This window comes from Ferrithrix thermotolerans DSM 19514 (assembly GCF_900128965.1).
In the GTDB taxonomy this organism is placed as follows: Bacteria; Actinomycetota; Acidimicrobiia; order Acidimicrobiales; family Acidimicrobiaceae; genus Ferrithrix; species Ferrithrix thermotolerans.
The window spans coordinates 91,074-116,316 of sequence record NZ_FQUL01000001.1; the positions used below are offsets into that span (position 1 = coordinate 91,074).

The window sequence follows — 25,243 nt, forward strand, 5'->3', positions numbered from 1 at the left end:
GATAGGTCTTGTGTCAATTAGAGTCAAGGCAAGTCCAGCTATAGAGATTCTGGGGGTAGGAGACCAAGTAGCCATTGGACTGCGGTCTCTTCCCCTGGGTCTTGTAAAGTCTTTCCCCTACCACTACGAACGACACGTCAAAGATCAGATATCTAACACCGAAGCCCGGCTCATCGAGGAGTCCGTCTTATACCTAGAACCCGAATCTGATGGTGCCCAAGAGGACGTCGGTTTCGTGGTTCCGACAAGAGATCCGAACCCTTGTGATCTGAAGCGCACGCTCGCTTCAATCAGAAAGTTTTCCACATGTGCGCCACTGGTTGTAGTGGACGACGGATCCAAAAACGGCGACGAGGTTCTACGCCTGACTCGATCCTACGGCGGCTCGTACGTAAGGATACCCACACCGCATGGACCTGGGTTTGCCAGAAACACTGGCGCTGCAACTCTTATCAACGATATTATTGTCTTTGTAGACTCTGACGTGGAGTTTGAGTCCAGACAGCTTTCAACGGTTCTAGCACTTTTTGAAGCACAAGACGTCGTTGCGTCTGCGCCAAGGATCCTCTCAAAAAGCTCACGAAGCGCTACCGATCTTTTGAGAGATACCCACTTCGAACTCGACATGGGACCAGTCTTTGCATCAGTTCCAAGCCCTTATGTCCCTTATTTACCAAGTGCAACGCTGTGCGTAAGGAGAGGTGCGTTTGAGGAGTCGGGGGGTTTCGATCCCACGTTGTTTTTGGGAGAAGACGTAGATCTTGTCCTTAGGCTCCACCGACTCGGTCGCATCTACTACCTTCCTTCAGCTACGTTCTTCCACAAAGACACGCCTAATCCACTTAGAGCCTTTGAAAAGTCTTTTCGATACGGTCTTTCTTACTCAGATCTTCACAAAAAACATAGAGATCGCGTTCATACTCTCCCTCTTACCGCAAGAGATCGAGCTATCTTCATCGGCACCAACCTGCTAATCGGTCCAGATCTAACTGCGATTGTCAAGCTCCTGCTACGACTATTGCGTATCCTTGCGCACGCTAAAAGACTTGGCGTCCACCTGGATCGCGGGGGTATAGAGATCGCAACCAAAGCTGCATACAAAGATGTATTTAGGGAGATATCTGAGCTGTGGCTTCGGGTGTGGATCCTTCCCTTGGTCCTGGCGTCTTTATTTTCGACCAGGTGCCGTAGATTCCTACTGCTTTCCGCCTCAATCAAGTACCTTAGGTGGAGGTCAAAGACACAAGAACCCTTCACTCAGATGATCGCTTCTGACATAGGTTACTCCTTTGGAGTCATCACCTCATTGGTACTCGGTGCTGCACAGGAGATTCTTGCCTAAGTCTTCACTGTGTGAACGAGGATGTCGAAATAGTAGAGTTTATAAATGTAAGGAGGAAAAGATAGCTCATCACACCCACGCCTTTGACGACAAGAGTGAGCTGAAGGGCGAGAATATCTACCTTCGGCAACTCTTAGACAAAGACGCCCCCAAGATGCTTGATATAAGGATTAGAAATAAGGAGTTCTTCAAACCCTACGACCCTCCTGTTCCTCCAAGATACTTCACCTTACAGGGGCAGCTTGAGATCATACGCGAGTTTCAAAGATCTTACACAAACGGTACCGCAGCAGGATTTGGAGTATTTCTAGGCGATTCAGACGAACTTATCGGACGTGTCGCTTTGAGGAACATACAGAGGGGAGCTGCTCAGAGCAGCACGCTTGGATACTTTGTAGACCAGCGATACACGAATCGTGGATATATCACAGAAGCCGCCGGTCTGTTGGTAAAGTATGCCTTTGATGTCCTTGGTCTTCACCGTGTGGAAGCTGCAATAATGCCGAGCAACGCAGCATCGATAAGGGTCGTAGAAAAGTTAAAGTTCAGACGAGAGGGACTAGCGAGATGGCTTTTATTTATCGATGACGACTGGAAAGATCACTACATCTTCGCCATCACCAAGTCGACATCTCTGAAGAAGTAGACACGACGGTCTATAACTACATCTGTAAAGCGGACTCTCTGTGCACATCTAGCGATGCCGAGGGGCTCGCTACGAAGGACACCTCGACCTAAATAGTTTTGGTTGCACACCAACTCCAACGCCAATTTTCTCTCGATCACCACATCTAGAGTATCAAGGCTTTATAAGAGCTTCTCCTGGCGACCCCGAAGCGGTCTCAACAGATCTAAAGATGCCACGAAAGATACTATGGGTTTTAGTTATCGAAGCACCGAACCTATCAAATGAAAGCTCTCTACTGCAAGGCTATGGAAGATATACGCCTAGTGGATAACATAGTGCAGGTAAAGGGCTAGGCAGACTTTGAAAAGTACCCTAGGGGCTCTCCCCTTCCGATAAGTACTTATATTTGCCTATCCAGGCTTGCTGAACCTATTCCCATATCGTCCAGCAGCTCCAAAGTTAGATTTCGCAGATCTCCCGGCTTAGCCCAACGGTAAAGAGAACCTCTACCGTCAAGAGTCCGTAAAAAGGCCAACAGGCCAGGAAGATCAGAAATTTACTGGCCTGTTATCTTTGTTGACGTTCAGGACGGACCCTTAGAGAACCATCACAGACTTGATGGCAACGTAGGCCCCGACAATGAGGAGGAGGACAACGAAGGCTTTTGCAAGTGTCTTGGTAGGTACCTTATCAGACACCCTTCTTCCAACCAAGGACCCTAGAAGTCCTGCTATCGTAAATGGAATAGCGATCGACCATTGAACGTGCGAGGTGGCGACTCGACCAAGCAGGGCGATTGCAGAGTTCACTGCTATGACCAAGAGCGATGTACCTACCGCCTCAGGCATGTCGTACTTGAGGGCTAACACCAAGGCGGGGACGATCACAAAGCCGCCGCCAACACCAAAGAGTCCAGTGAGAAAACCCACGACCGTACCGGTTACAAGCACCAACACGATCATTTTGGTCCTAGAGTCAGTCTTTTGCGCCACTACTACGCTCGATCCATCCCCATCTGAGGGTAGATCTGCCGAGATACCGGTACCGGTGCCTCCTTCTGAGTCCCTGACTGCCTTTTGCTTCTTTGGCCACATACGGTACGCTGCAAAGAGAATCAGGAAGGAGAATAAAAAGAGCAAGAGGTTCGAAGGAATCTGCTTGGAGATAAACGCACCAACTAACGATCCACCGGTTCCTACGAGTCCAAAGACCAGACCAGGGCCGAGTTTCACCCGTCCAGCTCTGTAGTGAGACAACATTCCACCAAGAGCTGTTGCTCCGACGACCACAAGTGAGGTCGTGGTTGCGGCGTGGGGGTTTTGTCCAGCAACATAGACAAGGGCCGGCACCGCGAGGATGCTCCCGCCACCTCCAACGGCGCCCAGGGCCATTCCTATCAAAAAACCAAGCGGTGAGGCTAGTAAAGCTCGCACTTAGAACTCCTATATGAGAAAGTCAATAAATCAGTACTCATATATTAGATCAAAAACAAGTTGTCCGTACAACTTTTAGGAAAATGATAGGAACTATCTCCCTGCTTAGTCGCTCGTGGGCATTGGTCGAGATACGAGTCTGCGATTTGAGAAGAGGTACCTCCATGTCTTTTCTACAGCTTTTGTGATGCCAACCCTTGGAGCAGCCATTACTGGCGGTACAGAATCAATTCCTAGATCTCTAAGCCTCAAGTGAAACCCCTCTAGGTCCGTTCCCAGAGAAACAACTTTGGAGGTGAGCCTTGAGACGAGCAGGTTCGACACCAGATCAATACCACTATCTTCGACACTTAGTCCGAGATATCTGCCCACCCTTCCTGGACCTAGGACTATCTTACGATCTCCCTCTTCGTCTATCCCGATCCCCGATCGAACAAGTACAGCCCCTGGAGTTCTATCCTCATGAGCAACCACATTTACGCAGTGGTGCATACCGTAGGTGAAGTAAACGTAGAGGCACCCAGGGTCTTCAAACATCGCTGAATTACGTCTAGTCTTGGACCTATAGGCGTGAGAAGCCTGGTCGTCAGCGGCGCCATAGGCCTCTACCTCAGTGAGATAAAGGCGTCGTCCGCCAACTTTTAGAACAGACCCTAGCAACGTTGGAGCCACCAGACTCGGGTGCTGGAAAAGGACCTCTCGCTTTAGTGGTTGGATTTCAGACACTCTAACCTAACTCAGCAAAAGCCTTTCTTTGCTGATCGAGGAGGCCAGAGAACTCAGAGAGTTGACTTGCTACCGCTTCCTGACCCGAGCCACCTGGGGTGATTCTTCTTCGAATAGCACTTGCAGGCTCCAACAGCAACGAGGCTTCCGCTCCTAGGAGCGGATGGGCACTTACAAGCTCATAAAGCGGCACTCGGCGCTCTATTGAGTCCCTGACGAGACTCCCTACCAAGGAGTGTGCTTTTCTAAATGGCATTCCACCTTTGACTAAGAACTCAGCTAGATCAACAGCTACCAGGTACTCAGAGTCTGCGAAAGACTTCATACGCCCAAAGTCAAACGAGGAGGTTGCTATCATACCGCGCACCGCCTTGAGGGCAAGAGAGACCTGCTTAACCGAGTCGAACAGTCCCTCTTTATCTTCTTGGAGATCACGGTTGTAAGAAAGAGGCAATCCTTTCAAGGTCGTAAGTAGCGCCATTAGATTTCCGACAAGCCTTCCGGTCTTCCCACGCGCAAGCTCTGCTATATCGGCGTTTTTCTTGTGCGGCAATAAAGAAGATCCTGTCGAATAAGCGTCATCTAGTCGAACAAAGCCAAACTCCTCGGTCGACCATAGAATAAACTCCTCCCCCACCCTTGAGAGATGAACCCCCAAAAGAGCTATGTCGAATAGGATCTCTGCGACAAAGTCTCGATCAGACACCACGTCCACAGAGTTGGCAAAGCGTGCGGAAAAGCCTAGTTCAGACGCTACAAAGTCTGGGTCAAGAGGAAGTGTCGATCCACCAAGCGCACCAGCCCCAAGCGGCGAAACATCAAGCCTTCTATAGGTAGCCGCAAGTCTATCCAGATCTCTTAGGAACGCCCAACCATGAGCTAAGAGATGGTGAGACAAAAGGATGGGCTGAGCCCTCTGGGTGTGGGTGTATCCAGGAAGATAAGAGTCTTTAGCAGAACGTGCAATCTCCAAGAAAACCTCACACAGGGATACAACCTGCGTCCCCACCTCAGCGATAACACGCTTAGAGAACATGCGCATATCGGTCGCGATCTGATCGTTTCGCGACCTACCGGTATGAAGCTTCGCTCCAACGTCTCCAAGAAGTTCGGTTAGCCGACGCTCAATCGCTGAGTGTATGTCTTCATCTGACTCCAAGAAGACAAATCGATCGTCTTCAAACTCAGCTGTAATCTTATCCAAGCCATCCAAGAGAGCTTCGCCATCATCACTTGAGATGATTCCACTGTGTATAAGTCCACGAACATGAGCCTTAGACCCCCGAATGTCCTCCCTCCATAGAACCTTGTCAAATGAGAGGCTCTCTGTAAAAGACATCAACTCGCTCGAAGGTCCACTTGAGAACCTTCCCTCCCATAAAGTCATAGAACCTCCAAATTATGCTGCGATAAGACTAAGAGCGTCCGAGCTGGCGCTTGGCCCATGTCTCGATCCCAAGACCAAAGATCCTAACAAAGCCTTCGGAGTCTTTGTGTGCAAATGCGTCACGAGAGTCGTAGGTCGCCAGCTCAAAGTCGTACAGGGCGCGCTCGGCCCGCCTTCCAAGCACATAAGCCCGGTTTGGCTCAAGTCCTAAACGAACGTCTCCAGTGACAAATCTCTGAGAGTACTCACAGAATGTATCGAGGGCTTCCTTCAGTGGCGAGTACCACAGTCCGTCGTAAACAGCCTCCGCCCACTTAGAAGACAGACGCGCCTTTTCGTGGGCAAGTTCGCGCTCAAGGGTAATGTCTTCAAGCTCGGAGTGAGCCATGATCAGAGCCAAACCAGCTGGAGACTCATAGACCTCACGGCTTTTGATTCCGACTCTACGATTCTCCACCATGTCTATTCTGCCAAAGCCGTAAGCTCCAACGACCTTATTCAGCCTGCCCACTATCTCGAAAACCGACATCGAGATGCCGTCGAGACGCACAGGAACTCCTCGGTCAAATGAGACTACGATCTCTTGCGGCTCCATCTCCGACACGGCTGTCATCTCATAGACGTCTGAAGGCGGAGAAGCCCAAGGATCCTCCATCTCCCCACACTCAATGGCACGACCAAAGACGTTTTGATCGATCGAGTAAGGACTCTTCTTGGTGGCAGAGACGGTGACGCCGTGTTTGTTGGCGTACTCGATAGTGTCGTCTCGAGTAAAACCCCACTCCCTCACCGGTGCCTCGACCTCTAAAGAGGGATTTAGTGCCCGAATCGATACCTCAAAGCGCACCTGGTCATTGCCTTTCCCTGTACATCCATGAGCAACAGCGTCTGCCTTATATCTATATGCAGCCTCCACTAGATGTTTTGAGATAAGGGGCCTTGAGAGCGCAGAGACAAGGGGATACTTACCCTCATATAGGGCGTTCATCTTAATCGCAGGGACTACGAAGTCGTTTGCAAACTCTTCGCGCGCATCTACCACTTCGGCGGCTACCGCACCAGAAGCTAGCGCTCGATCTCGCGCTGCTTGTAGATCCTCACCCTGCCCAACGTCCACCGACAGGGCAACGACATCGTAGCCCCGCTCTATAGTTAGCCACTTCACCGCAACTGAAGTGTCAAGTCCTCCACTGTATGCTAAGACTACCTTTCGCCTTGACATCGTCATCACCTTCCAAAATGTCTGGCCGACCTATCTTTACACATATAAAGATGTTGATCAAACCCTTAGTTGCTACCTTCTATCCCTGCGAGTGAGCTAATCCTCTCAGCCAAGCCAGCTCCCCCAAGCTTCTCATCCGCCAGTATCAGAACCGTATCGTCTCCTGCCACCGTACCGAGCAGTCCATCCATCTGCGACCTATCGAGTGCAGAAGCGACTACGTGTGCACACCCAGGAGGTGTTCTAACCATCACAAATACCGAAGACGAAACCACATCGACAACCCAGTCACCCAAGACTCGACGCAGGTGCTCTTGAGTCGAGGTTTGATCCTTTGGAAGCTCCGGAATTGCATATATGCTCTGCCCTCCCCCAGACTTCACCTTGATTGCACCTAGTTCATCGAGATCCCTAGACACAGTAGCCTGCGTTGCAACCACTCCTTCCGTCGCAAGCAGCTCGACAAGTTGCCCCTGGGAGTAGACGGAGTTACTCTGAAGAATCTTTACTATCTTGTACTGTCTCTGACTCTTCGCCATCTGCCCCTTCTCCGATAACAAACCAACTAAAGACCTTGTGAGACCTTGGTGATAACGTCGCAGGCCTCATCTACCTCTTGCTTTGAGATCACAAGTGGAGGCGCCACTCTAATGATCCTGTCAGAGAGTGCGTTTAGCACAAGACCCCCTTCCAAGGCTTTAGCAACCAAGGCTTTCGCAACGGGCTGCTTCAAGTGCATACCCAAAAGCAATCCCATTCCACTTACCTTTGAAACAATCTCTATCCCCACAAGCTTCTCTCGTAGATAACTTGAGATCTCCCTTACCTGACTGAGAAGATCAAGGCGGTCAATCTCTGCAAAGACCGCTAGCGCTGCGGCAGCTGAGGTAGGACTTCCACCAAAGGTACTACCGTGGTCTCCAGGGATAAAGTGGTTAGCTACCTCCGCCTTCGCCCAGGTTGCCCCGATAGGAAACCCATTACCAAGAGCCTTCGACAACGTCACGATATCTGGGTCTAACCCAAAGTGTGAGAACGCAAAGAGCGCCCCTGTACGTCCCATTCCAGTTTGAACCTCATCTACGATCAGCAAGATATCCTTGGCCTTACAGAGTCTCTCCAGTGATTGGAAGTACAGTTGCGGTGCGTCAACGACACCACCTTCACCTTGTACGATCTCAATCATAACCGCTACTACCTGTGGATCTGAAAGCGCAGTCTCCATCGATGAGATATCTCCAAAGTCGACATAGACGAAACCCGGAGGAAGCGGTTGAAATGGACGTTGCTTTGTCGGCTGTCCTGTAGCCGCCAACGCACCCATAGTCCTCCCGTGAAAAGAGTTGAAACACGTCACGATCTTGTACCTCTTGCCGTCTCCGTAGCGTCGGGCAAGCTTTATTGCGGTTTCATTTGCCTCCGCACCGGAGTTAGAGAAAAACACCTTCCCGCTTCGGTCTCTTGCGACGCGGCTACATATCTCACTTGCCAGCGCTGAGGTTGTAGGGTTTATGAAGAAGTTTGAGAGATGTCCAAAACTACGCATCTGTTCGGTCACCGCCTGATTGACCGCCTCATTGGCGTGTCCAAGGGACACAACGGAGACCCCGGATAGGAAGTCTAAGTACTTGCGTCCGGTATCGTCGTAGAGGTAGCATCCACTCGCTCGCTCTATTATGACACCGTAGTCTGTGTAGGTTGGCATAAGCGCTGAACGCATACTTTCCGTCCTAGCCTTATGCTCAAGGTCTGTATCTATGTTATGCATACAACATCGTTCCTATTCCATGGTCGGTAAAGACTTCGAGTAACAAAGCGTGTGGGAGCCGGCCATCTAATAGATGGACAGAGGCTACCCCTCTCTCTATCGCTAAGAGAGCGGAGTTTGCCTTGGGAATCATCCCTCCAGATATCGAGTTATCTTGTAACATCTCTTTGAGCTCGTCGGCTTTCATCTGTCGAATCAGCGTTGAAGGGTCGGAAGCGTCTCCCCTAATCCCTTCTACGTTGGTCAAAAACACCAGTTTCTCAGCCTTTAGTGCACCGGCAAGTTCAGATGCAACAAGATCAGCGTTGACGTTATAAAGCTGTGCCTCTTCATCGACTCCGATAGAGGCTACAACGGGTATGCGTCCCATCTGAAGAAGATTTTCAAGAAGAGAGGGGTCAACCCTTACAACCTTACCCACATATCCATGCTCCTCAGAGATCGCCCTACAAAGCACCATAGAACCATCGGCTCCAGAGACTCCCACACCTAGAGCACCATGAAGATTTATCCTTGAGACCAACAGTGGATTCATCTGCCCTAGAAGTACCATCTTGACCGACTCCAAAGTCTCTGCGTCGGTGACTCTCAGACCACGCACGAAAGACGATGCATGTCCCAGGCGTGAAAGAAGAGCGTCGATTTGAGGACCCCCTCCGTGAACAACTACGACCCTTATCCCCACAAAGTTCAACAACACCACGTCTTCAACGAAGGTGTCCAAACTCTTTGGCTCATCAGATACTGCGTTTCCGCCATACTTGATGACTACAGTCTTACCCCAGAATCTCTTTATGTAAGGCAGCGCCTCCGTAAGGGTGTGAGCCTTAATCGAAAGCTCTTCGATATCGGCTTGTGCAGCAGTCATGAGGTACCTTTGTTCTCTTCGATGTAACCAGGTCCAAGATCTGTCGTGGTGATCGTAGCTTCGTAGCTGCCTAAAGAGAGATCCGCTACAACCTCGATCTCACGCTCCCTCATCAAAAGCGCCAGTTCCTTTGAGTCAAAGTCAACCGCGACCCCCCCAGCTGCTACCACCACTCCCTGATAGGAGACCGAAAGCCGCTCAAGGTCAAATTCGATCCCTGCGGATCCAAGCTCAGAGGCAACACGTCCCCAGTAGGGATCCTCTCCGTAAAACGAGCACTTTACTAGTTGCGACTCAGCCACCTTGCGTGCCCCCATCAGCGCCTCACTGTACGAGACCGCCCCTTTTACGCTAACCCTTACCAGCTTTGTCGCACCTTCAGCGTCCAGGGCAATCTGGTCAGCCAGGGACTTGCATACCGCTTTTAGACCATTCCTAAAGTGTTCGTCTGCTTGACATAGCCCTGAGGACATAAGGACTACAGTGTCGTTGGTAGATGTGCATCCATCTATTGTTACCAAGTTGAAGCTCTCATCTACCGCCTCTTTCAAAGCGTCGTAGAGTTCTTCCTGGCTCAGAGTCGCATCGGTTGTAATCACCGCCAACATGGTTGCCATGTTCGGAGCTATCATCGCAGCTCCCTTTGCCATCGCGCCGATTCGATAGCCGCTTCCTTCATAGGTCGCAAACTTAGAAAACGTGTCGGTTGTCCGAATTGCCTCGGCGGCGATATCTCCATGTCGAGGTTCCTCCCCAGCCCCTTGTACAAGCTCTGCAATCTTGGCCAAGGGTTTTTCTACGGGTAGGTCGATTCCTATCAGTCCGGTTGAGCATACACCTACGTAATGGCCGTCTACTCCCAGCTCACTACCTAACGCGTCACACATAGAAGTGGCTGCTTGAACCCCTTTCTTACCTGTGGCAGCGTTTGCGTTTCCCGAAGAGAGTATCCAGCCCACCATCAAGTTATTCGACTTTGCGAGATGATCCTTTGACACCTGAACAGGGGCGGCGGCTGATCTATTTGTGGTAAAGGTTGCTACACATGGCACAGGCTTACCGTCTGCGGATATGACGACGCTTAGATCTAAATCCCCGTTCTCTTTGATTCCGCAGGCTAACCCATTAGCCTTGAATCCCCTTGCAAATACTACGCTCACGGCCACACTCCCATCTCTTTCAGACCTTCGTCTTCGTCGTAACCAAGCACGATGTTGGCACACTGAACAGCCTGTCCCGCTGCCCCTTTTGTCAAGTTATCCAGTGCCCCTAGCGCTACAAACCTCCTAGTCCTACGGTCAAAGGTAGCGTAAAGCGCCACGTTATTCGTTCCATAGACACTAGATGTGCCGGGCGGCCTGGTCGAGCATCGAACAAAGTGGTCAGAACTATAGTGATCCTGATAAAGCTCGTATAGCAGATCTTGCACCTCTTGTTGGCTTAGATCCGAGGTCTCATCCAAGAAACTCTGGGTCGGCTCCAAGTAGCAAGTAGCAAGTATGCCCCTTTTCATCGGTGCAAGATGCGGAGTGAACAGTACAGAGAGATCGAGATTGTGCTCCATCTCCACTGTGTGGCGGTGTCTTAGGAGCCCATAGGCTCGAAAGTCCTCCTCCACAGACATCGCCAGGTACTCAGGCTTCAAAGATCGTCCTGCCCCTGATACTCCTGATGCCGCATCCACGACAACCCTTTTCCCAACAAAACCCCTATTTACGAGAGGCTTCATCGCTAAGGTTGCAGCTGTAGGATAACAGCCTGGAACTGCTACCAACTTGGCGCCTGCAATTCCATCTCTGCTCAGCTCGGGCATACCATAAACCGCAGACTTTAGAAGTGTAGGACAGCTATGTTCTTCCCCGTACCAAAGTTTGTACAGCTCAGGATCTTTGATCCTAAAGTCCGCAGCAAGATCGACAATGTGGTCCGTAACCTCCATGAGCTTCGGCACGAGATTCTGAGACTCACCGTGGGGAAGTGCCAAAAAGACAAGGGGGACTCGCTCTGTCTCTATTTTTTGAATAAGGTCGTCGATGTCAAGATAAGGAAGTGAAGCAACGTCAGGCGGAGCAGCCTCATAGAGATCACCGACAGCTCGGCCAACGGATCCTTTGCCTCCTACGAAGGCGACTGAGATGTTGGGGTGGCGCGCTAAAACCCTGAGAAGCTCTGCCCCTGCGTAGCCAGAGGCCCCAAATACGGCACATTGCATAGATATACAATACAACTTAATGTATAGCCATACACCGATCTTTGAAAAAGATCTACCTCTGTTCCCTAAGAACTCCTCCGAGCGACTTTGCAACTGCTTTGGAGGTGCTGTCGATAACGGACTGAACCTCAACTTCACTGACGGCGTGTTCGAGATTCTCCAATCTGAGACGCACCGCAATACTCTTGTCGCCATGACTTAACTTCTCAGAGCGAAATACATCAAAGATTCGCACCGACTTGGCGATCTCTCCTGCTGCGTCTTGAACCACTCTTACAAGTTGAGAGGCTCCAACCCCTTCAGGAAGCTCAAAGGCAAGGTCGAGGTCGGTGGAGGTGAAACTAGAGTATGGTTCCGCCTTGTCATCTTGAACTGACATAGCCATAACGGCCTCGAGGTCAAACTCGATCCATCCGAATCTATCCTTCGAAAACGGCCTTATCATCTCGGAGACCACGTTAGGCGACAACTCCCCTGCAACTAGAACGATCTCGCCGTTTTCGTCCCTGACCGCTCCTGTCCTTCCTCGGTGCAACCTTGGAAAGTAGCCATAGCGCGAAGGCGAAGGATCACCCACCAGGCCTTCGAAGGCTACTTGATCGATAGAGAAAAACTGCAGTAGCAAAGATATCATCTCCGCAGTCCGAGCGGCGGCGTCTGTTGGATCACTAAGCAAAACTCCAACCCTCACCCTTTCATTAGGGAGGCCTTCGTATCTCTGCGACCCTTCCTTTGAGACAACCCGCCCTAACTCAAAGAAGGAGATATCGTAGTTCCGACGAGAAAGGTTATGGACCATCGCCTTCAGATGTCCGGGAAGTAGCGACATCCGAAGCGCTAGTTCGTCTTTGCTGAGCGGATTTGCGACGAAAAGCGGGTCAGCCAAGATACCAACCGCCTCATGATCCTTGCGGCTTAGCAGCGAGGAGGTCAGTGTTTCGTTTAGACCTCTGTCTCTAAAAAATAATCTCAGTTGTCGGACTAGCCGCTGCTGCTCAGTGAGGCGTCCTACGTAAGGTGAACGGAGCTCTGTCTTTTTGATGTTGCTGTAACCGTAGTGACGAGCCACTTCTTCGATTACATCGATCTCACTGTCGCAGTCAGGGCGAAACGTAGGAACCTTGACCTTTAGTGGATCGCCCGTTGTATCCACCTCAAACCCGATAGGTTCAAGAAGTCTGCTGATGTCAGCTTTGTCCAGATCAGAGACCCCAAGCAGCGAACGCACTTTGTTCACCCTCAAATCTATAGATCTCATAGCTGGGTCTGTATCGCCTACATCTGTCACAGCGGTCGGTTCCACCGACAGAAGATCACAGATACGAGCAAGTACCTTCTTGGTTGCAGCTGGATCAACACCCCGTTCGAACCTCATCGAAGCCTCTGAGCGGAGATTGAGACGCTTAGAGGTTCGGGCTATTGCAGCTCTATTGAACGCTGCTAGTTCTATGAGAACCTTTGACGTACCAGGACCTATCTCTGTCTCTTTGCCACCCATCACCCCTGCCACGCCCACGACGGAGTCAGAGGCATCGGTAATCACCACATCACCGAAGGTTCCCTCTTGTCCACCTTTTAGGGTTCGCACAGTCCCATCTAGGGTTTGGACTACCTCACCGTCACGAGCTTGGCGAATACGTATGGCTCCCCCATCTAGCTTATCGTAGTCGTAAGGGTGAGAAGGGAAACCGTACTCTATCATTACATAGTTGGATGCGTCCACAATGTCCGAGACAGAGCGCATACCACAGAGATATAGACGCCTTCGAACAACGGCTGCATCTTTGAGTGACACAGGCTGTTCAATGATCGCAACAGTAAGCCTTGAGGCTGCTTCTCGGTCTACGATTGCGCAGTCTTTGATAGTAGAGAACGTATCCTCTTCCTTCCCAAGGCCACCCAGAACCCGAGCTGGGTCTACAAACTTGCCTCCGAGCCTTGGAGCTAGATCTCTTGCGACTCCCGCGATACAGTTTGCGTCCGGACGGTTAGCCTCAATAGCAAGGTCAAATACAACGTCATCGAAGATGCCAAGAGCCTCTTCTAAGGACGCTCCCGTCTCCAAAGCCTCTGGCAGAATCATAAGCCCGTCGCTATCTTCGGCTAGACCCACCTCTTTGGCGGAACAGAGCATACCGTTTGAGACCACGCCCTTCATCTTGCGTCTGGCGATCTCAAAACCGCCGGGAAGAACCGCTCCTACCTTCGCAAAAGGCACCTTGTCTCCAACTGAGAAGTTGTAGGCTCCGCAAACCACACTTACGGGCTCCGGCTCATCGCAAGATACCATAATCTTGCGGATGTGATCTGCACCCTCTATCTCCTCAATCTGTTGAACCTGCGCGACGACTACATTTTTGAGTCCGGTAGTCACCGTTTCTACCCCCTCCACAACCATGCCGAGGTCATTGAGGGCGTCGGTGACATCTCTTACGAACGACTCAGAGAACTCAACACCATCGAAGATATCGTTGCGCCTCGACTTGAGATCCAAAAACTCGATGAGCCAGGATAAGGGAACTCTCATTGCACCCCTTTGAACTGAGAGAGGAACCTAACATCATTTTCCAAAAACACCCGCATGTCTTCAATAGCGTGTTTCATCTGAACCAGGCGATCGATGCCGAAGCCAAATGCAAAACCACTGTAGATCTCAGGATCTACTCCAACTGAATGGAATACGTTAGGGTGAACCATGCCACAACCACCCAACTCTATCCACCCCGTCGACGAGCACGTCCTGCAACCCGACCCCAAACAGATAGCGCAAGTAATCTCAAACTCTGCCGACGGCTCAGTAAATGGGAAATACGCTGGTCTTAGCCTTGATTCAAAGTTAGAGCCAAAGTACGCCTTCGTGAAGGTAGATATAGTCGCACTGAGGTGTGCCATGGTAATACCTTTGTCCACCACTAAACCCTCTATCTGATGAAAGTTAGGAGTATGACGTGCATCTGGAGTGTCCCTTCGAAAGACCTTACCGGGAATGACCGCATAAATTGGAAGCTCTTGAGTCTGCATCAACCTAATCTGCATCGGAGAGGTGTGTGTACGCAACAACAAAGCTCCGTCTTTACCCTCAGGAGCATCTATAAAGAAGCTATCCTGACCGTCCCTTGCGGGATGAAACTTTGGAATGTTCAGAGCCTCAAAGTTGTGCCATTCAGTTTCGACCTCCGGACCCTCTGCGACGACGTAGCCCATGCCCAAGAAGATATCTTCAAGCTCTTCTCTAGCCTGAGTGACAAGGTGAAGAGATCCAAGCCTAGGAGTGTTTAGTCGAAACAGGAACTCAGAGAGATCTATCTTCTCCTCTATCTCGGATCTTTCAGTTTCAAGCTGGCGAAGAGCTCTTTGCCTCTCTCCAGCGAGGCCTTCGATCAGCTTTCTCAGAGATCCTATACGGCGTCCGAACTCGCGCTTTCCCTCTGCGTCGAGTTCTGTGATCTCACGGGACAACATAGAGACGACTCCGCCTTTCCCAAGGAACTTACGCTCGACTTCTTGGACCAACGAAGATGACCCCGCTTCTTCAACGAGAGAGAGGAACTCGGCCTCGGCTGCATCACAACGATCCAAAAGCGCCTTCAAACTCCGTGCATCATTCAAGCCGCACCCACCTCCCAGTCAATATCACGGCAACTCCACCTTGGTATTTCTTCGAAGGAACTCGAACAGAGCCAAAGAACCTGCTACGGAAACGTTGATAGATTCTACTACATCTGCCATTGGGATCGAGACCGACCGATGCGCGATCCGGTGCAGATCTCCCTCTATTCCACCACCTTCAGAACCAACAACGATGCCCAGAGGTTGCATTAGGGGGACTTCAAAGATTGAGACTTGTGCATCTCGTTCTAGGAAGTACAGGTTCCCTTCCCACTTAGTGATAAGAGAGAGAGCATCAAATAGATCTCCCACCCTTACCACGTCGATCGCTCCTACAAGACCCGCGGAGGCACGCACCGCCTTTGGAGAGTAGGGATCGCAAGACTTGGTGTCTAACAAAACCTTGAAACCGCCCACCGACACAGCTGAGCGAATAAGAGTTCCCACGTTCCCTGGGTCCTGAACTGCATTTAGAACTAACCAGTTACTCGCCGAGCCATCGCTAAGAGTCATCTCCAATACCTTAAATCCCATCTCGGCAAAGACACCTTGAGATGTCCTGGTATCGCAGACCTGTGCAGCGAGCGACTCGCTCAATATGTAGATGTCCAAAGCTTCGCCAAAGTCTTGGGTAGAGACGGAGTTTAGAAAGGTTTCCGAGGCTCCGTCGGAGAGGTAGACTCCTCTAACTAAGTCGCTGCGCCTTAGAGCATCTAACACGAACTTGGGACCCTCCAAAAGGTAACTTCTTTCCTTCCAGCGCACCTTGGCCGAGGTCCCAAGCTTTTTTAACCTTTGAACCTTTGCATTCTCCTTAGAGGTGATCCGCAACGGTTCCTTTATCTTCACGCCTTGGCAGCTTCTTCTTTTTCGAGAGCTTCCTTCGCAGCCGTGACAACCGCTTTGAATGCATCGGGATCTAAAAGTGCCATGTCGGCGAGTACCTTACGGTCCACCTCAATCTCGGCCAACTTTAAACCGTGCATAAACCTGGAGTAGCTAAGTCCATGCTCCCGCACTCCGGCATTAATTCTTTGAATCCATAGCTTCCTAAAGTCACCTTTGCGAGCTCTTCTATCCCTGTGCGCATAGGTGAGAGAGTGCATCACCTGCTCGTTGGCTGCCCTAAAACTTCTGCTTTTGTTTCCGTAATATCCCTTAGCACGCTCTAAGACCTTTTTACGATGCTTTCGTGCACCCACTGCTCGTTTTACTCTTGCCATATCACTTCACCTTATTTCCTTCTCTAAACAACCGAACACAGATCAAAGACAGATCTGAAGAACCTAGATACCGAGCTGCTTTTTGACCGTCTTTGCCATGCCGTTTGAGACGTCGTCCATGCGAGACAACCTTCTTGTTCTCGTAGACGCCTTTTTCTCTAAGAGATGCGACTTATTGGGTTTGCGCCTTCGTATGCGGCCGGTTCCAGTCACTTTAAAACGTGCCTTTGCACCTTTATCGGTTCTAATCTTTGGCAACTCTCTACACTCCTTAAACTTTCAAAGACAACCGCTACGAGGCGGTGCCACCTATACTGCTAGCTGCCTCACCGGTCTCCATCACAACTGCGTTGGTAACCTTCGCCTGAGGCGAGTCGCTCTTCGAAGATCCGCCGACCTTCCGATCCGGAGCTAAAACCATGAGCATGTTCCTGCCGTCAAGTTTTGGAGCTACCTCAACCTTGCCCACTTCAGTGACCGCTTCGGCGATTCGGTCCAAAATATCCTTACCGATCTCCGGGTGATAAAGCTCTCGTCCTCTGAACATGATGGTGACCTTTACCTTGTGTCCCTCTGAAAGGAACTTTGCAACCTGACGTGTCTTGGTATCAAAGTCTCCAGTTCCTATCTTTGGACGGTACTTCATCTCCTTGATCTGGGCTGCGGATGACCTACGTCTAGACTCCTTGGCTTTTTGGGCTGCGTCAAACTTGAACTTTCCGTAATCCATTATCTTGGCAACGGGCGGATTGGCCATCGGAGCCACCTCAACGAGGTCCATATCCATACGTCTGGCTAGTTCTAGAGCTTCCTGAATCGGTCTCACACCTAGCTGTTTGCCCTCTGGATCAACTAAACGGACTTCACGAACTCTAATTCTTTCGTTTATCCGCGGCTCGCTTGATATTGGTGTGGCTATCTAGCATCACTCCCTTCACTCTGTTTCAGCTACTCGAAAAAGGCAAAGCGAAGCTACGTCACACCAGTTATGTACCATGCGCACCAACTTTTTGTCAATAGTGGCAAGGTGGGAGATTAACTCCGCTTAACTTTATCGATCAACCGCCTAATCTAGCAGTTCGTGAGTACACTTTGGACACCAAGCGGCGAACACGAGCCTAAAAATAGCAAAAATATCAAAGAAGACCCTATCGATCCTTCAAAAGAGGAGGAGTTGGAAGCACAACAACGCCTAGAAGACATAAGGGAACAGCTAGCACAAGCTGACGTCAGAGAGTTGATTGCGAACCACTGTTACGGGTTGTTTGAGCTTGCTGCTATCTATTTATCGCAGTCACCTCCAAAGCTTGAAGAAGCAACCGTAGCCATCGACGCACTCAACGGCGTCGTCACCGCGCTCAAAGGCAGGCTCGGGCCGAACGAACATACCATCACAGAAGGGCTGCACCAGCTCCGTCTTGCCTTCGTGCAAGTGTCGGTCCTAAAAGACAGAGACAGCGAAGCAGCTGGCGGTCGTTCTGAGCCTTCAGAAAAAGACCCATCGTCTTGATGAAGAAGGTAGCCGATTTGAAGATAGCGGTGGTCTGTGCTGGCAACATATGTCGTTCCCCTATGGCAGAAGCCATACTCAAAGATGAGATAAACAAGCGGGGCCTAACATGGGAGGTAGCTTCGAGAGGAACCGGCTCATGGCACCAGGGCGACGGCGCCGACCCAAGAGCTATTGAGACACTGAAGCGACACCGCCTAGATGCAAGCTATCACAGAGCCCAAAGATTCTCTGACGACGATTTCAGCGTGTTCGACTGGATATTGGTCATGGACAAGGAGAACTTAGAAGCTCTACGATCACGAGCGAAGAACCCAGACATGGTATCCAAGATACATCTTTATCTTGAGCTAGCAGGATCCAAAGGCCCTCTCCGGGAAGTTCCGGATCCTTACTTTGGGGGGACCGACAACTTCGAAGCAGTCTTCCAGCTGCTGCGGCGATACACCCCTGATTTGATAGATCGCATCTTGGCCCAAGAGTGAGGCCCGTACCCATAGGCACTTACCCTGACGTGTCGTTTATTTGCCCCAGAGACAAAAGGGTAACGCTATCTAGGGCGAGTCACGCAATACGGTTACGGGTGATGGTACAAAGTTACTACCATCGTGAGTCGATGGCACTCGAATCTAGACAAAAGAGTCCGCACACCCAAAAGTTTTAGAGATGGTTGCGGTGGTCAGACAGCTCACGCCAAGCCACCCACATAGGCAATGCTGGGTCGTAGAAGTCGTAATATCGATATTCAAAGTGGACTCATGCACACTCTAATCTTTTCGCTCCATAGATCAAAGCAAAGACAAACTCTCGTCTACCAACAATGGGTACGCCAGGCAGCACTTTCAACACGACCTACGATGCGACCTCAAAATCTAGCCTCTATGGAGTGAACATATCTTCTAACAACTGGCCGCGCTCTTATAAAGACTGGGGAATTCCTGTGGGTAGACTTGGCTGATACAGATCGACTGTGTTGAGGGTAGTGATGGCTTGGTATCTATGATAAACAAGGGGTTAGGTGTTAGAAAGAATCTGTCTCAGTTCCTCATCTATAGCGTCATAACTTTCCTTATAGGTTCAGTGATGGGGATTGAGAGGGTGGCGGTTCCACCACTGGCGAAAGATGGGTTTCACATAACCTCTATCGTCTACGCTGTCTCCTTTCTAAGCGCCTTCGGTGCCGTAAAGGCTGTTATGAACCTAGTATCTGGACGTCTCTCCGACCATCACGGACGACGCTCGCTGTTGATCTTGGGATGGCTCTTTGCGGTGCCCTTTGCACTGCTTGTAATCTTTGCAAAGTCCTGGCTCTGGGTGGTTCTAGCTAACCTATTCCTAGGAGTAAACCAAGGTCTGACTTGGTCAATGTCAGTTACGGCAAAGATCGATCTGGTCGGCCCCAAGGGTCGCGGATTTGCGGTAGGAATCGATGAATCCGCCGGGTATTTGGGTGTCGGTGCGGGTTCATTTCTAGCTGGAGTAGTCGTGACCCGCTTTGGACTACGTCCAGCTCCTTATGTGGTCATCCTTGGAATCTTTTTAGCCTCTATGGTTCTCTCAACCTTCTTCGCCCGTGAGACAAAGACCTGGGCCACCATGGAGGCCTCCCAACTCAACGGCGTGGACGAGGTCTATCCTCCAAAGTTGTCAAAGCTTGCATCTTATATGTCCTTTAGGGACCGGGAGATGGCTGCGATATGCAATGCGGGATTTATAAACAAGTTCATCGACACCCTGATGATAGCCTTCATACCAATTTACCTGATCAGAAGTCATGTGACTATCTTTCACATAGCTCTAGCAGTTAGCCTCTATGCATGGATCTGGGGTCTCGGTCAAGCCTTTACTGGCCACCTCGCCGATAAAATAGGTCGCAAGACACCCATCGTCTTTGGAACATTTCTCATCTCTCTCAGTATCGGCTCTATAGCCGCCTTTAGAAGCTATCAAAGCCTTATCGTAAGCTCGTCCATCATGGGTTTAGGAATGGCACTTGTCTACCCTAACCTAATCTCTGCCGTGGGAGATGTTGCCCATCCGACCTGGCGTGGCGGCGCATTGGGTGTATTTAGGCTCTGGCGCGACGGTGGTTATGCAGTTGCACCTTTAGCCCTCGGAGCGATCTCTGCCTTACTTGGAGATAAAGCTTCCATCTACATCGGGGCGGTTCTCGCCTTTTTATCCGCAGTCACGCTGTTTTTTCTCTACCATGAAACCGAACCGTCAAAGAGGAGGCTGCCCTTTATGTGGCAAGTACACCCTGAGTGGGTAAAACCTAGGAGTAGAGCTACGTGATCGATCGCACGCTGAACACCACTTACAGCTATGATAGGATCCACTTCGCTAGACACCTCCTGAGATAACGCGAGAAGGTCTAAGTCTTATGGCACAATCTTGGAAAGCGGGATCTCCAAGATATCGCTGGCTCCGTGATCTTTTAGCGCAGGTATGAGGGTGTTTATAGTGTGGCGTGGGACCACAGCCTCTACTGCGTACCCCAAGTCGCCGTAGAGCTTAGAGATAGTAGGTGCTTTCATGGAAGGCAGGAGACCGATCACGACATCTAGATCCTCCTCCGCCACATTCAGCTTGACAAGAACCTTTGAGCGAGCGGCTAAAGTACCCTGTAAGAGCGTCATAAGCTGCTCAATAGCATGGAGCTTGAGCGGATCTGAGACTACATCTTTGTTGGCGATCACCTCGGTATGGGAGACCAAAATTGTGTCTATGATACTTAGACCGGCCGCTCTCAAAGCCTTACCTGTCTCTGTGATCTCAACCACGGCATCTGCTATATCGGGCACCTTCGCCTCCGTGGCGCCGTATGAGAACACAACCTCCACCTCTACGCCAAGATCCTTGAAGTACCGCTTGGTAATAGAAGGGTACTCGGTCGATACTCTCACGCCATCTCGTAGATCAGAAGGGGTCTTTACATGAGACTCTGCCGGAACCGCAAGTACAAGCTTTATGGGTCTAGTTGTCGCCTTGGAGTACTGAAGCTCACCAAGTGACACCACGTCAGCTCCGGTCTCTTCGATCCAGTCCCTACCAGTGATACCAAAATCGAAAAGTCCGGCTTCAACGTAGGTAGGGATCTCTTGTGGCCTAAGAATCCTCACCTCGGAAATACGCGGATCATCGACAGTGGCCCGATAATCGACGTCGCTACTTCTTTCAACACCTAGGTCAGCGGCGCTGAACAGCTCTAGTGTTGCCTTCTCCAAAGAACCTTTGGGCAAGACAAGTTTTAGCACGATCACTCCCTACTAATCGTTCTTTCCCAACAGGCGAACCTTTCGTACAAGATCCGCCATCTCTACCGCCACCATGGCCGCTTCGAAGCCTTTATTCCCAGCCTTGGCCCCACTTCGGTTTATTGCCTGCTCAATGGTATCGGTAGTCAAAATGGCGTTTGTCACAACGACGTTGTACTGTGCTGCAACTGAGCTAAGCCCAGACGCACTTTGATTTACAACTACGTCAAAGTGCGCAGTCTCACCGCGAATCACTGCGCCAACTCCTACGATAGCGTCAAAGAGGTTGGTCTCAGCCAAAGCTCTGGCGGCCTGCGGGATCTCCAGCGCTCCAGGTACCATAACCTCAACTATCTCAGATTCAGAGGCTCCCAGTCTCAAAAGACCGTCTCGAGCTCCTTCGAGGAGTCTCGCCGTAATGAACTCATTGAACCTAGCACACACAAGAGCAAAGCGCATTCCCGATGCCGAGAGGGTCCCCTCCAGCTTTGTGATACCAACACTGTCTCTCTCAGACACTTGAACCCTCTCCGCGCTCTTGGTACTTAGCTTCATACTCTTCAAGCCCCTCCAAGAGGTGACCCATCCTATTGCGCTTGGTAAGGAGATAGTTTAGGTTCTCAGGGTTTACCTTTGGACGTAAAGGAACCCGCTCAACGATATTTAGTCCGAAGCCTTCTAGTCCTCCATACTTCGATGGATTATTGGTCATCAGTCTCATAGAGCGGACACCTACGTCCACAAGTATCTGCGCTCCAATTCCGTACTCTCTTGAGTCGATCGGAAGTCCAAGCTCTAGGTTTGCATCGACCGTATCGGTCCCGTTTTCTTGCAAGGAGTAGGCGCGCAGCTTGTGCCCGATACCTATCCCCCTGCCTTCATGGCCTCTAAGGTACACAACCACGCCCGAACCCTCCTTTGCGATCTGCTCTAGGGCCGCTTCAAGTTGAGGGCCGCAGTCACAGCGGAGGGATCCAAACACATCTCCGGTTAGGCACTCTGAGTGAACCCTTACAAGGACGGGTCGATCAGGATCCAGCTCCCCCTTTACCATCGCTACGTGCTGTTCCCCATCTAAAACAGACTCGTAACCGATGCAGGTAAAGTCACCGTAGATAGTGGGTATCCTCGCTACCGCGCCTTCAACCCTTCTGACCAACTTGTCAGTTCGCTTTCGATAACGAATCAGATCAGCGATGGAGATAATAGGCATATCATGACTCTTTGCAAACCGGGTTAGTTCGTCCAGGCGTGCCATATCCTTTTTGTCCTCAGTCACTATCTCACATAGCACCCCAGCTGGATACAGCCCCGCAAGCATCGCCAGATCGACAGCCGCTTCGGTGTGACCGCCCCTTTTTAGCACCCCTCCCTCTCTGTATCTGAGCGGGAAAATGTGCCCAGGACGGGCAAAGTGGGCGGCTTTGGCGTCAGGATCTACCAACGCCTTGATTGTAGCACTTCTGTCCTCTGCTGATATGCCTGTTGTCGTACCTCTTTTATAGTCCACCGAGACAGTGAAAGCGGTCCTTTGAGACTCCGTATTGTCCTGCACCATAAGCGGAATGTTGAGTTCATCGAGCCTCTCTCCGCGCAGAGGAACACAGATAAGCCCAGATGTGTAGTTCAAGAAGAACGATATCGCCTCAGGAGTAACAAACTCTGCCGCCATGATAAGGTCGCCTTCGTTCTCGCGATCCTCATCGTCGACGACTACCACCATCTTGCCGGACCTTATCGCCTCTATCGCCTCTTCGATAGTTGATAACGCCACTGTTCTTGAACTCCTTGCTAAAGCTGACAGCTAAGAGGCTTTGAAGTTGATCAACTTCTCGACATACTTAGCAATCACATCAAACTCGAGGTTGACCCTGTCGCCAATCTCTCTAACACCAAGTGTAGTAACTCCCATGGTGTGCGGTATTACAGCGACCTGGAAGCGATCGTCTAAAGCTTGAACCACCGTAAGAGATATACCGTCGATGGCAACTGAACCCTTTTCCACAAGGTACCTTCCCATCTCTGGTTCAAATCCAACCCACAAATCAGGAGACTTTGCCAGTACCCTCCCAACGGTGTCAACGTGACCTTGTACTATATGACCGTCTAATCGCTCACCGATCGCCCTTGGTCTCTCCAGATTTACCACATCCCCGACCCGAAGATCACCGAGATTCGACCTCCTGTAGGTCTCCTCTACCACGTCCATGTAGAGCGAGTCACCCTCAAGAAACACTACGGTCAGGCAGACCCCATTTACCGCTATCGAGTCTCCAATCAGAACTTCGGAGGCCACCTTTGGCCAACGAAATCCTAGGCGGCCTTCTTCAACAGATACCACCTCACCGAGGTGCTCAACTATTCCTGTAAACACTAAGACTCCTTATGATAGATACGATCAAGTGCAACACAGCTCGCCGTCAACACAGTTTTCCTCCAAGTTTCTCCACAGTAGAGAGGCTAAATGAGAGATGATCCAACAACATCTTTCGAGATGAATCAGCTAAAAGAGTCACCTTTATGTCATCTCCTAGCTGCTTGACCATCTCGTAAGACGACCTCCAGAAATCGGCTACGGTTCTTCCCTCCCCACCAGAAAAGGCATCGATCGCTCCACCTAGACCAAGAGCAGGGGCTATGTAAAAGACGTACTCATCGACTAGCCCCTCTGCGTGGAGACTATAAGCCACCGAAGGGCCACCTTCGAAGAGAACCTGCATCACCTCCTCGGTGCCTAGCCGACGTAGCAGTACCTCCAAGTCACCCTTGTAGGACTCAGCGGGAAGTACCTTAGCGTCATCGGGGATGTCGCCGAGCACGATCCTTCGAGGCTGAAAGACAAGGTGTTCGTCGGCTGCATTGCGAGCTCTAAGGGAAGGGTTGTCCAACCTGACTGTGTTCGCGCCAACTACTATCGCTTCAGACCTTTCACGTATAAGGTGTGCGTCTCTGCGAGCTTCAACCCCGGTTATCCACTTCGACGATCCGTCTCTCGCTGCGACCTTCCCATCTAAAGTGATCGCCAGCTTGAGCACAACCCAAGGTCTCCCCTGGTAACGCTGTTTGATATAGGGTCTAAGACCAAAGATAACTTCGTAGCTATCTTTTAAGACCTTTACAGCTACGCCTGCCTCCAGCAATGCCTGCACCCCTAGACCCCGCACCTTAGGATCAGGATCAAGAGTCCCTATCACCACCTCTTCGACGCCCTCTTTCACTATCCTAGATGTGCACGGTGGGGTCCTACCAAAGTGTGCGCAGGGCTCTAAGGTCACATACAAGGTCGCTCCCTTGGGGCTAACTCCTTTCGAGAGAGCCTCATCAAAGGCCACTATCTCTGCGTGTCGCCCTCCTGGACCTTCAGTTGCGCCAACAGATACAACCTCAGAGCCGAAGGCCAAAGCTGCACCCACCCAAGGATTGGGCCTGGCAGAACGTACCACTGTAAAGCTTTTCCTTAGCGCCTCAGTAAAGACATCCCGCTCATAGCACTTAGAGGTCATCTATCTACTAGCTTGGGACGCGTCTGAGTTTGGGTGCTTTGAGTGGTAGTCGAGAAGCAGCGACAGAGCATGATCCAAGATGTCTTCGACCGCCGCTATCGACTCAATCGCTCCCTTTGGTGAACCTGGGAGATTGATAATTAGAGTGTCGCCGCGCACTCCCGCAACTCCTCGGGAAAGCCTCCCCAAAGGACTAACGAGGCGCATCGCCTCAGAAACCCCAGGGGCGAGTCTTTCAAGTACAGCCAATGTCCCCTCAGGTGTCTCGTCTCTTTTAGAAAATCCAGTACCTCCAGTAGTAACGATAAGACCAGCAAAACCGTTAGACATCTCCAAGAGCACTTCCGATACGTTTTCTTTGCCGTCCGCAACAACCCTTTGTTCGACAACCTCGTATCCGAGTGCCTCTAGCCTCTCTCTAAGACTGGCTCCTGAAGAATCAATGCGCGTGCCTGCTATGACCCCGTCAGAAACGGTTAGCACCTTAGCTTGAAATCCCAAGACAACTCCCCTCGCACAAAACGACCACCTCGCCAAAAGTCTACGTGTGATACC

26 protein-coding genes are annotated in these 25,243 nt (G+C 50.8%); 5 read left to right on the forward strand and 21 right to left on the reverse strand.

Going from position 1 to position 25,243, the window contains the following annotated elements; translation table 11 throughout:
• Window positions 1-10 precede the first annotated feature (10 nt).
• Window positions 11-1,342: a glycosyltransferase gene (locus BUA24_RS00460; RefSeq protein WP_072787657.1), complete on the forward strand. Its 1,332-nt coding sequence runs from the start codon at window positions 11-13 to the stop codon at window positions 1,340-1,342.
• A complete protein-coding gene (locus BUA24_RS00465; RefSeq protein WP_084660024.1) occupies window positions 1,335-1,988 on the forward strand; it encodes a GNAT family N-acetyltransferase in 654 nt (217 codons plus the stop codon). Before BUA24_RS00460 ends, BUA24_RS00465 begins: the two co-directional genes overlap by 8 nt.
• A 578-nt stretch (window positions 1,989-2,566) precedes the next feature.
• Here the strand turns inward: BUA24_RS00465 and BUA24_RS00470 are convergent.
• From BUA24_RS00470 to infC, 15 genes are all read right to left on the reverse strand, one after another.
• Window positions 2,567-3,403, reverse strand: a complete 837-nt coding sequence (locus tag BUA24_RS00470) for a sulfite exporter TauE/SafE family protein (protein ID WP_084660025.1) — start codon at window positions 3,401-3,403, stop codon at window positions 2,567-2,569.
• Window positions 3,404-3,508: 105 nt separating this feature from the next.
• Window positions 3,509-4,129 (reverse strand): DNA-3-methyladenine glycosylase, encoded by a 621-nt coding sequence (locus BUA24_RS00475; RefSeq protein ID WP_218587370.1) that lies wholly within the window; start codon window positions 4,127-4,129, stop codon window positions 3,509-3,511.
• Window position 4,130: 1 nt separating this feature from the next.
• Entirely contained in the window at window positions 4,131-5,516 is a 1,386-nt protein-coding gene (gene argH, locus BUA24_RS00480; RefSeq protein ID WP_072787659.1) for an argininosuccinate lyase, read from the reverse strand.
• Window positions 5,517-5,544: 28 nt separating this feature from the next.
• Window positions 5,545-6,738 carry an argininosuccinate synthase gene (locus tag BUA24_RS00485; protein ID WP_072787661.1) on the reverse strand — a complete coding sequence of 398 codons (1,194 nt, stop codon included), beginning with the start codon at window positions 6,736-6,738 and terminating at the stop codon, window positions 5,545-5,547.
• A 65-nt stretch (window positions 6,739-6,803) separates the two neighbouring features.
• Complete coding sequence (argR, locus tag BUA24_RS00490; protein ID WP_072787667.1) at window positions 6,804-7,277, reverse strand: arginine repressor; 474 nt, start codon at window positions 7,275-7,277, stop codon at window positions 6,804-6,806.
• A gap of 26 nt (window positions 7,278-7,303) precedes the next feature.
• Complete coding sequence (locus tag BUA24_RS00495; RefSeq protein ID WP_084660026.1) at window positions 7,304-8,506, reverse strand: aspartate aminotransferase family protein; 1,203 nt, start codon at window positions 8,504-8,506, stop codon at window positions 7,304-7,306.
• On the reverse strand, window positions 8,499-9,374 hold the full coding sequence (gene argB / locus BUA24_RS00500) for an acetylglutamate kinase (protein ID WP_072787669.1): 876 nt from the start codon (window positions 9,372-9,374) through the stop codon (window positions 8,499-8,501). Before argB ends, BUA24_RS00495 begins: the two co-directional genes overlap by 8 nt.
• On the reverse strand, window positions 9,371-10,534 hold the full coding sequence (gene argJ, locus BUA24_RS00505; RefSeq protein WP_072787779.1) for a bifunctional glutamate N-acetyltransferase/amino-acid acetyltransferase ArgJ: 1,164 nt from the start codon (window positions 10,532-10,534) through the stop codon (window positions 9,371-9,373). Before argJ ends, argB begins: the two co-directional genes overlap by 4 nt.
• Window positions 10,531-11,586, reverse strand: a complete 1,056-nt coding sequence (gene argC / locus BUA24_RS00510; RefSeq protein ID WP_072787671.1) for an N-acetyl-gamma-glutamyl-phosphate reductase — start codon at window positions 11,584-11,586, stop codon at window positions 10,531-10,533. Before argC ends, argJ begins: the two co-directional genes overlap by 4 nt.
• 52 nt (window positions 11,587-11,638) lie before the next feature.
• A complete protein-coding gene (pheT, locus tag BUA24_RS00515; RefSeq protein WP_072787673.1) occupies window positions 11,639-14,113 on the reverse strand; it encodes a phenylalanine--tRNA ligase subunit beta in 2,475 nt (824 codons plus the stop codon).
• Window positions 14,110-15,195 (reverse strand): phenylalanine--tRNA ligase subunit alpha, encoded by a 1,086-nt coding sequence (pheS, locus tag BUA24_RS00520; protein WP_178138647.1) that lies wholly within the window; start codon window positions 15,193-15,195, stop codon window positions 14,110-14,112. Before pheS ends, pheT begins: the two co-directional genes overlap by 4 nt.
• A 24-nt stretch (window positions 15,196-15,219) precedes the next feature.
• Entirely contained in the window at window positions 15,220-16,044 is an 825-nt protein-coding gene (locus BUA24_RS00525; RefSeq protein ID WP_072787676.1) for a TrmH family RNA methyltransferase, read from the reverse strand.
• On the reverse strand, window positions 16,041-16,418 hold the full coding sequence (rplT, locus tag BUA24_RS00530) for a 50S ribosomal protein L20 (protein ID WP_072787677.1): 378 nt from the start codon (window positions 16,416-16,418) through the stop codon (window positions 16,041-16,043). The genes BUA24_RS00525 and rplT overlap by 4 nt, the downstream gene beginning before the upstream one ends.
• Before the next feature lie 63 nt (window positions 16,419-16,481).
• Window positions 16,482-16,676 carry a 50S ribosomal protein L35 gene (gene rpmI / locus BUA24_RS00535; RefSeq protein ID WP_072787679.1) on the reverse strand — a complete coding sequence of 65 codons (195 nt, stop codon included), beginning with the start codon at window positions 16,674-16,676 and terminating at the stop codon, window positions 16,482-16,484.
• Window positions 16,677-16,710: 34 nt separating this feature from the next.
• On the reverse strand, window positions 16,711-17,337 hold the full coding sequence (gene infC, locus BUA24_RS00540; protein WP_336433310.1) for a translation initiation factor IF-3: 627 nt from the start codon (window positions 17,335-17,337) through the stop codon (window positions 16,711-16,713).
• Window positions 17,338-17,499: 162 nt separating this feature from the next.
• On the opposite strand from infC, the gene BUA24_RS00545 reads away from it, so the two are divergent.
• The 3 genes from BUA24_RS00545 to BUA24_RS00555 all read left to right on the forward strand — a co-directional run bounded on the left by BUA24_RS00545 (window position 17,500) and on the right by BUA24_RS00555 (window position 20,223).
• A complete protein-coding gene (locus BUA24_RS00545) occupies window positions 17,500-17,928 on the forward strand; it encodes a hypothetical protein (RefSeq protein ID WP_143146299.1) in 429 nt (142 codons plus the stop codon).
• Window positions 17,929-17,945: 17 nt separating this feature from the next.
• Window positions 17,946-18,413, forward strand: a complete 468-nt coding sequence (locus BUA24_RS00550; protein ID WP_178138648.1) for a low molecular weight protein-tyrosine-phosphatase — start codon at window positions 17,946-17,948, stop codon at window positions 18,411-18,413.
• A gap of 514 nt (window positions 18,414-18,927) precedes the next feature.
• Window positions 18,928-20,223, forward strand: a complete 1,296-nt coding sequence (locus tag BUA24_RS00555) for an MFS transporter (RefSeq protein ID WP_143146300.1) — start codon at window positions 18,928-18,930, stop codon at window positions 20,221-20,223.
• 86 nt (window positions 20,224-20,309) lie between these two features.
• Here the strand turns inward: BUA24_RS00555 and hisG are convergent, their stop codons facing one another.
• The 6 genes from hisG to BUA24_RS00585 are packed head-to-tail and all read right to left on the reverse strand — an operon-like array spanning window position 20,310 to window position 25,189.
• Entirely contained in the window at window positions 20,310-21,185 is an 876-nt protein-coding gene (hisG, locus tag BUA24_RS00560) for an ATP phosphoribosyltransferase (RefSeq protein ID WP_072787781.1), read from the reverse strand.
• A gap of 12 nt (window positions 21,186-21,197) precedes the next feature.
• The gene (gene ribH, locus BUA24_RS00565; RefSeq protein WP_419187288.1) at window positions 21,198-21,644 is read right to left on the reverse strand and encodes a 6,7-dimethyl-8-ribityllumazine synthase; all 447 of its coding nucleotides are present in this window, start codon (window positions 21,642-21,644) and stop codon (window positions 21,198-21,200) included.
• Window positions 21,645-21,696: 52 nt separating this feature from the next.
• Entirely contained in the window at window positions 21,697-22,959 is a 1,263-nt protein-coding gene (locus tag BUA24_RS00570; RefSeq protein WP_178138649.1) for a bifunctional 3,4-dihydroxy-2-butanone-4-phosphate synthase/GTP cyclohydrolase II, read from the reverse strand.
• Between the two features lie 30 nt (window positions 22,960-22,989).
• Window positions 22,990-23,559: a riboflavin synthase gene (locus BUA24_RS00575; protein WP_072787688.1), complete on the reverse strand. Its 570-nt coding sequence runs from the start codon at window positions 23,557-23,559 to the stop codon at window positions 22,990-22,992.
• Window positions 23,560-23,605: 46 nt separating this feature from the next.
• Window positions 23,606-24,688 carry a bifunctional diaminohydroxyphosphoribosylaminopyrimidine deaminase/5-amino-6-(5-phosphoribosylamino)uracil reductase RibD gene (gene ribD, locus BUA24_RS00580; protein WP_072787690.1) on the reverse strand — a complete coding sequence of 361 codons (1,083 nt, stop codon included), beginning with the start codon at window positions 24,686-24,688 and terminating at the stop codon, window positions 23,606-23,608.
• Entirely contained in the window at window positions 24,689-25,189 is a 501-nt protein-coding gene (locus BUA24_RS00585) for a MogA/MoaB family molybdenum cofactor biosynthesis protein (RefSeq protein WP_072787691.1), read from the reverse strand. It abuts the gene before it with no gap.
• Window positions 25,190-25,243 lie beyond the last annotated feature (54 nt).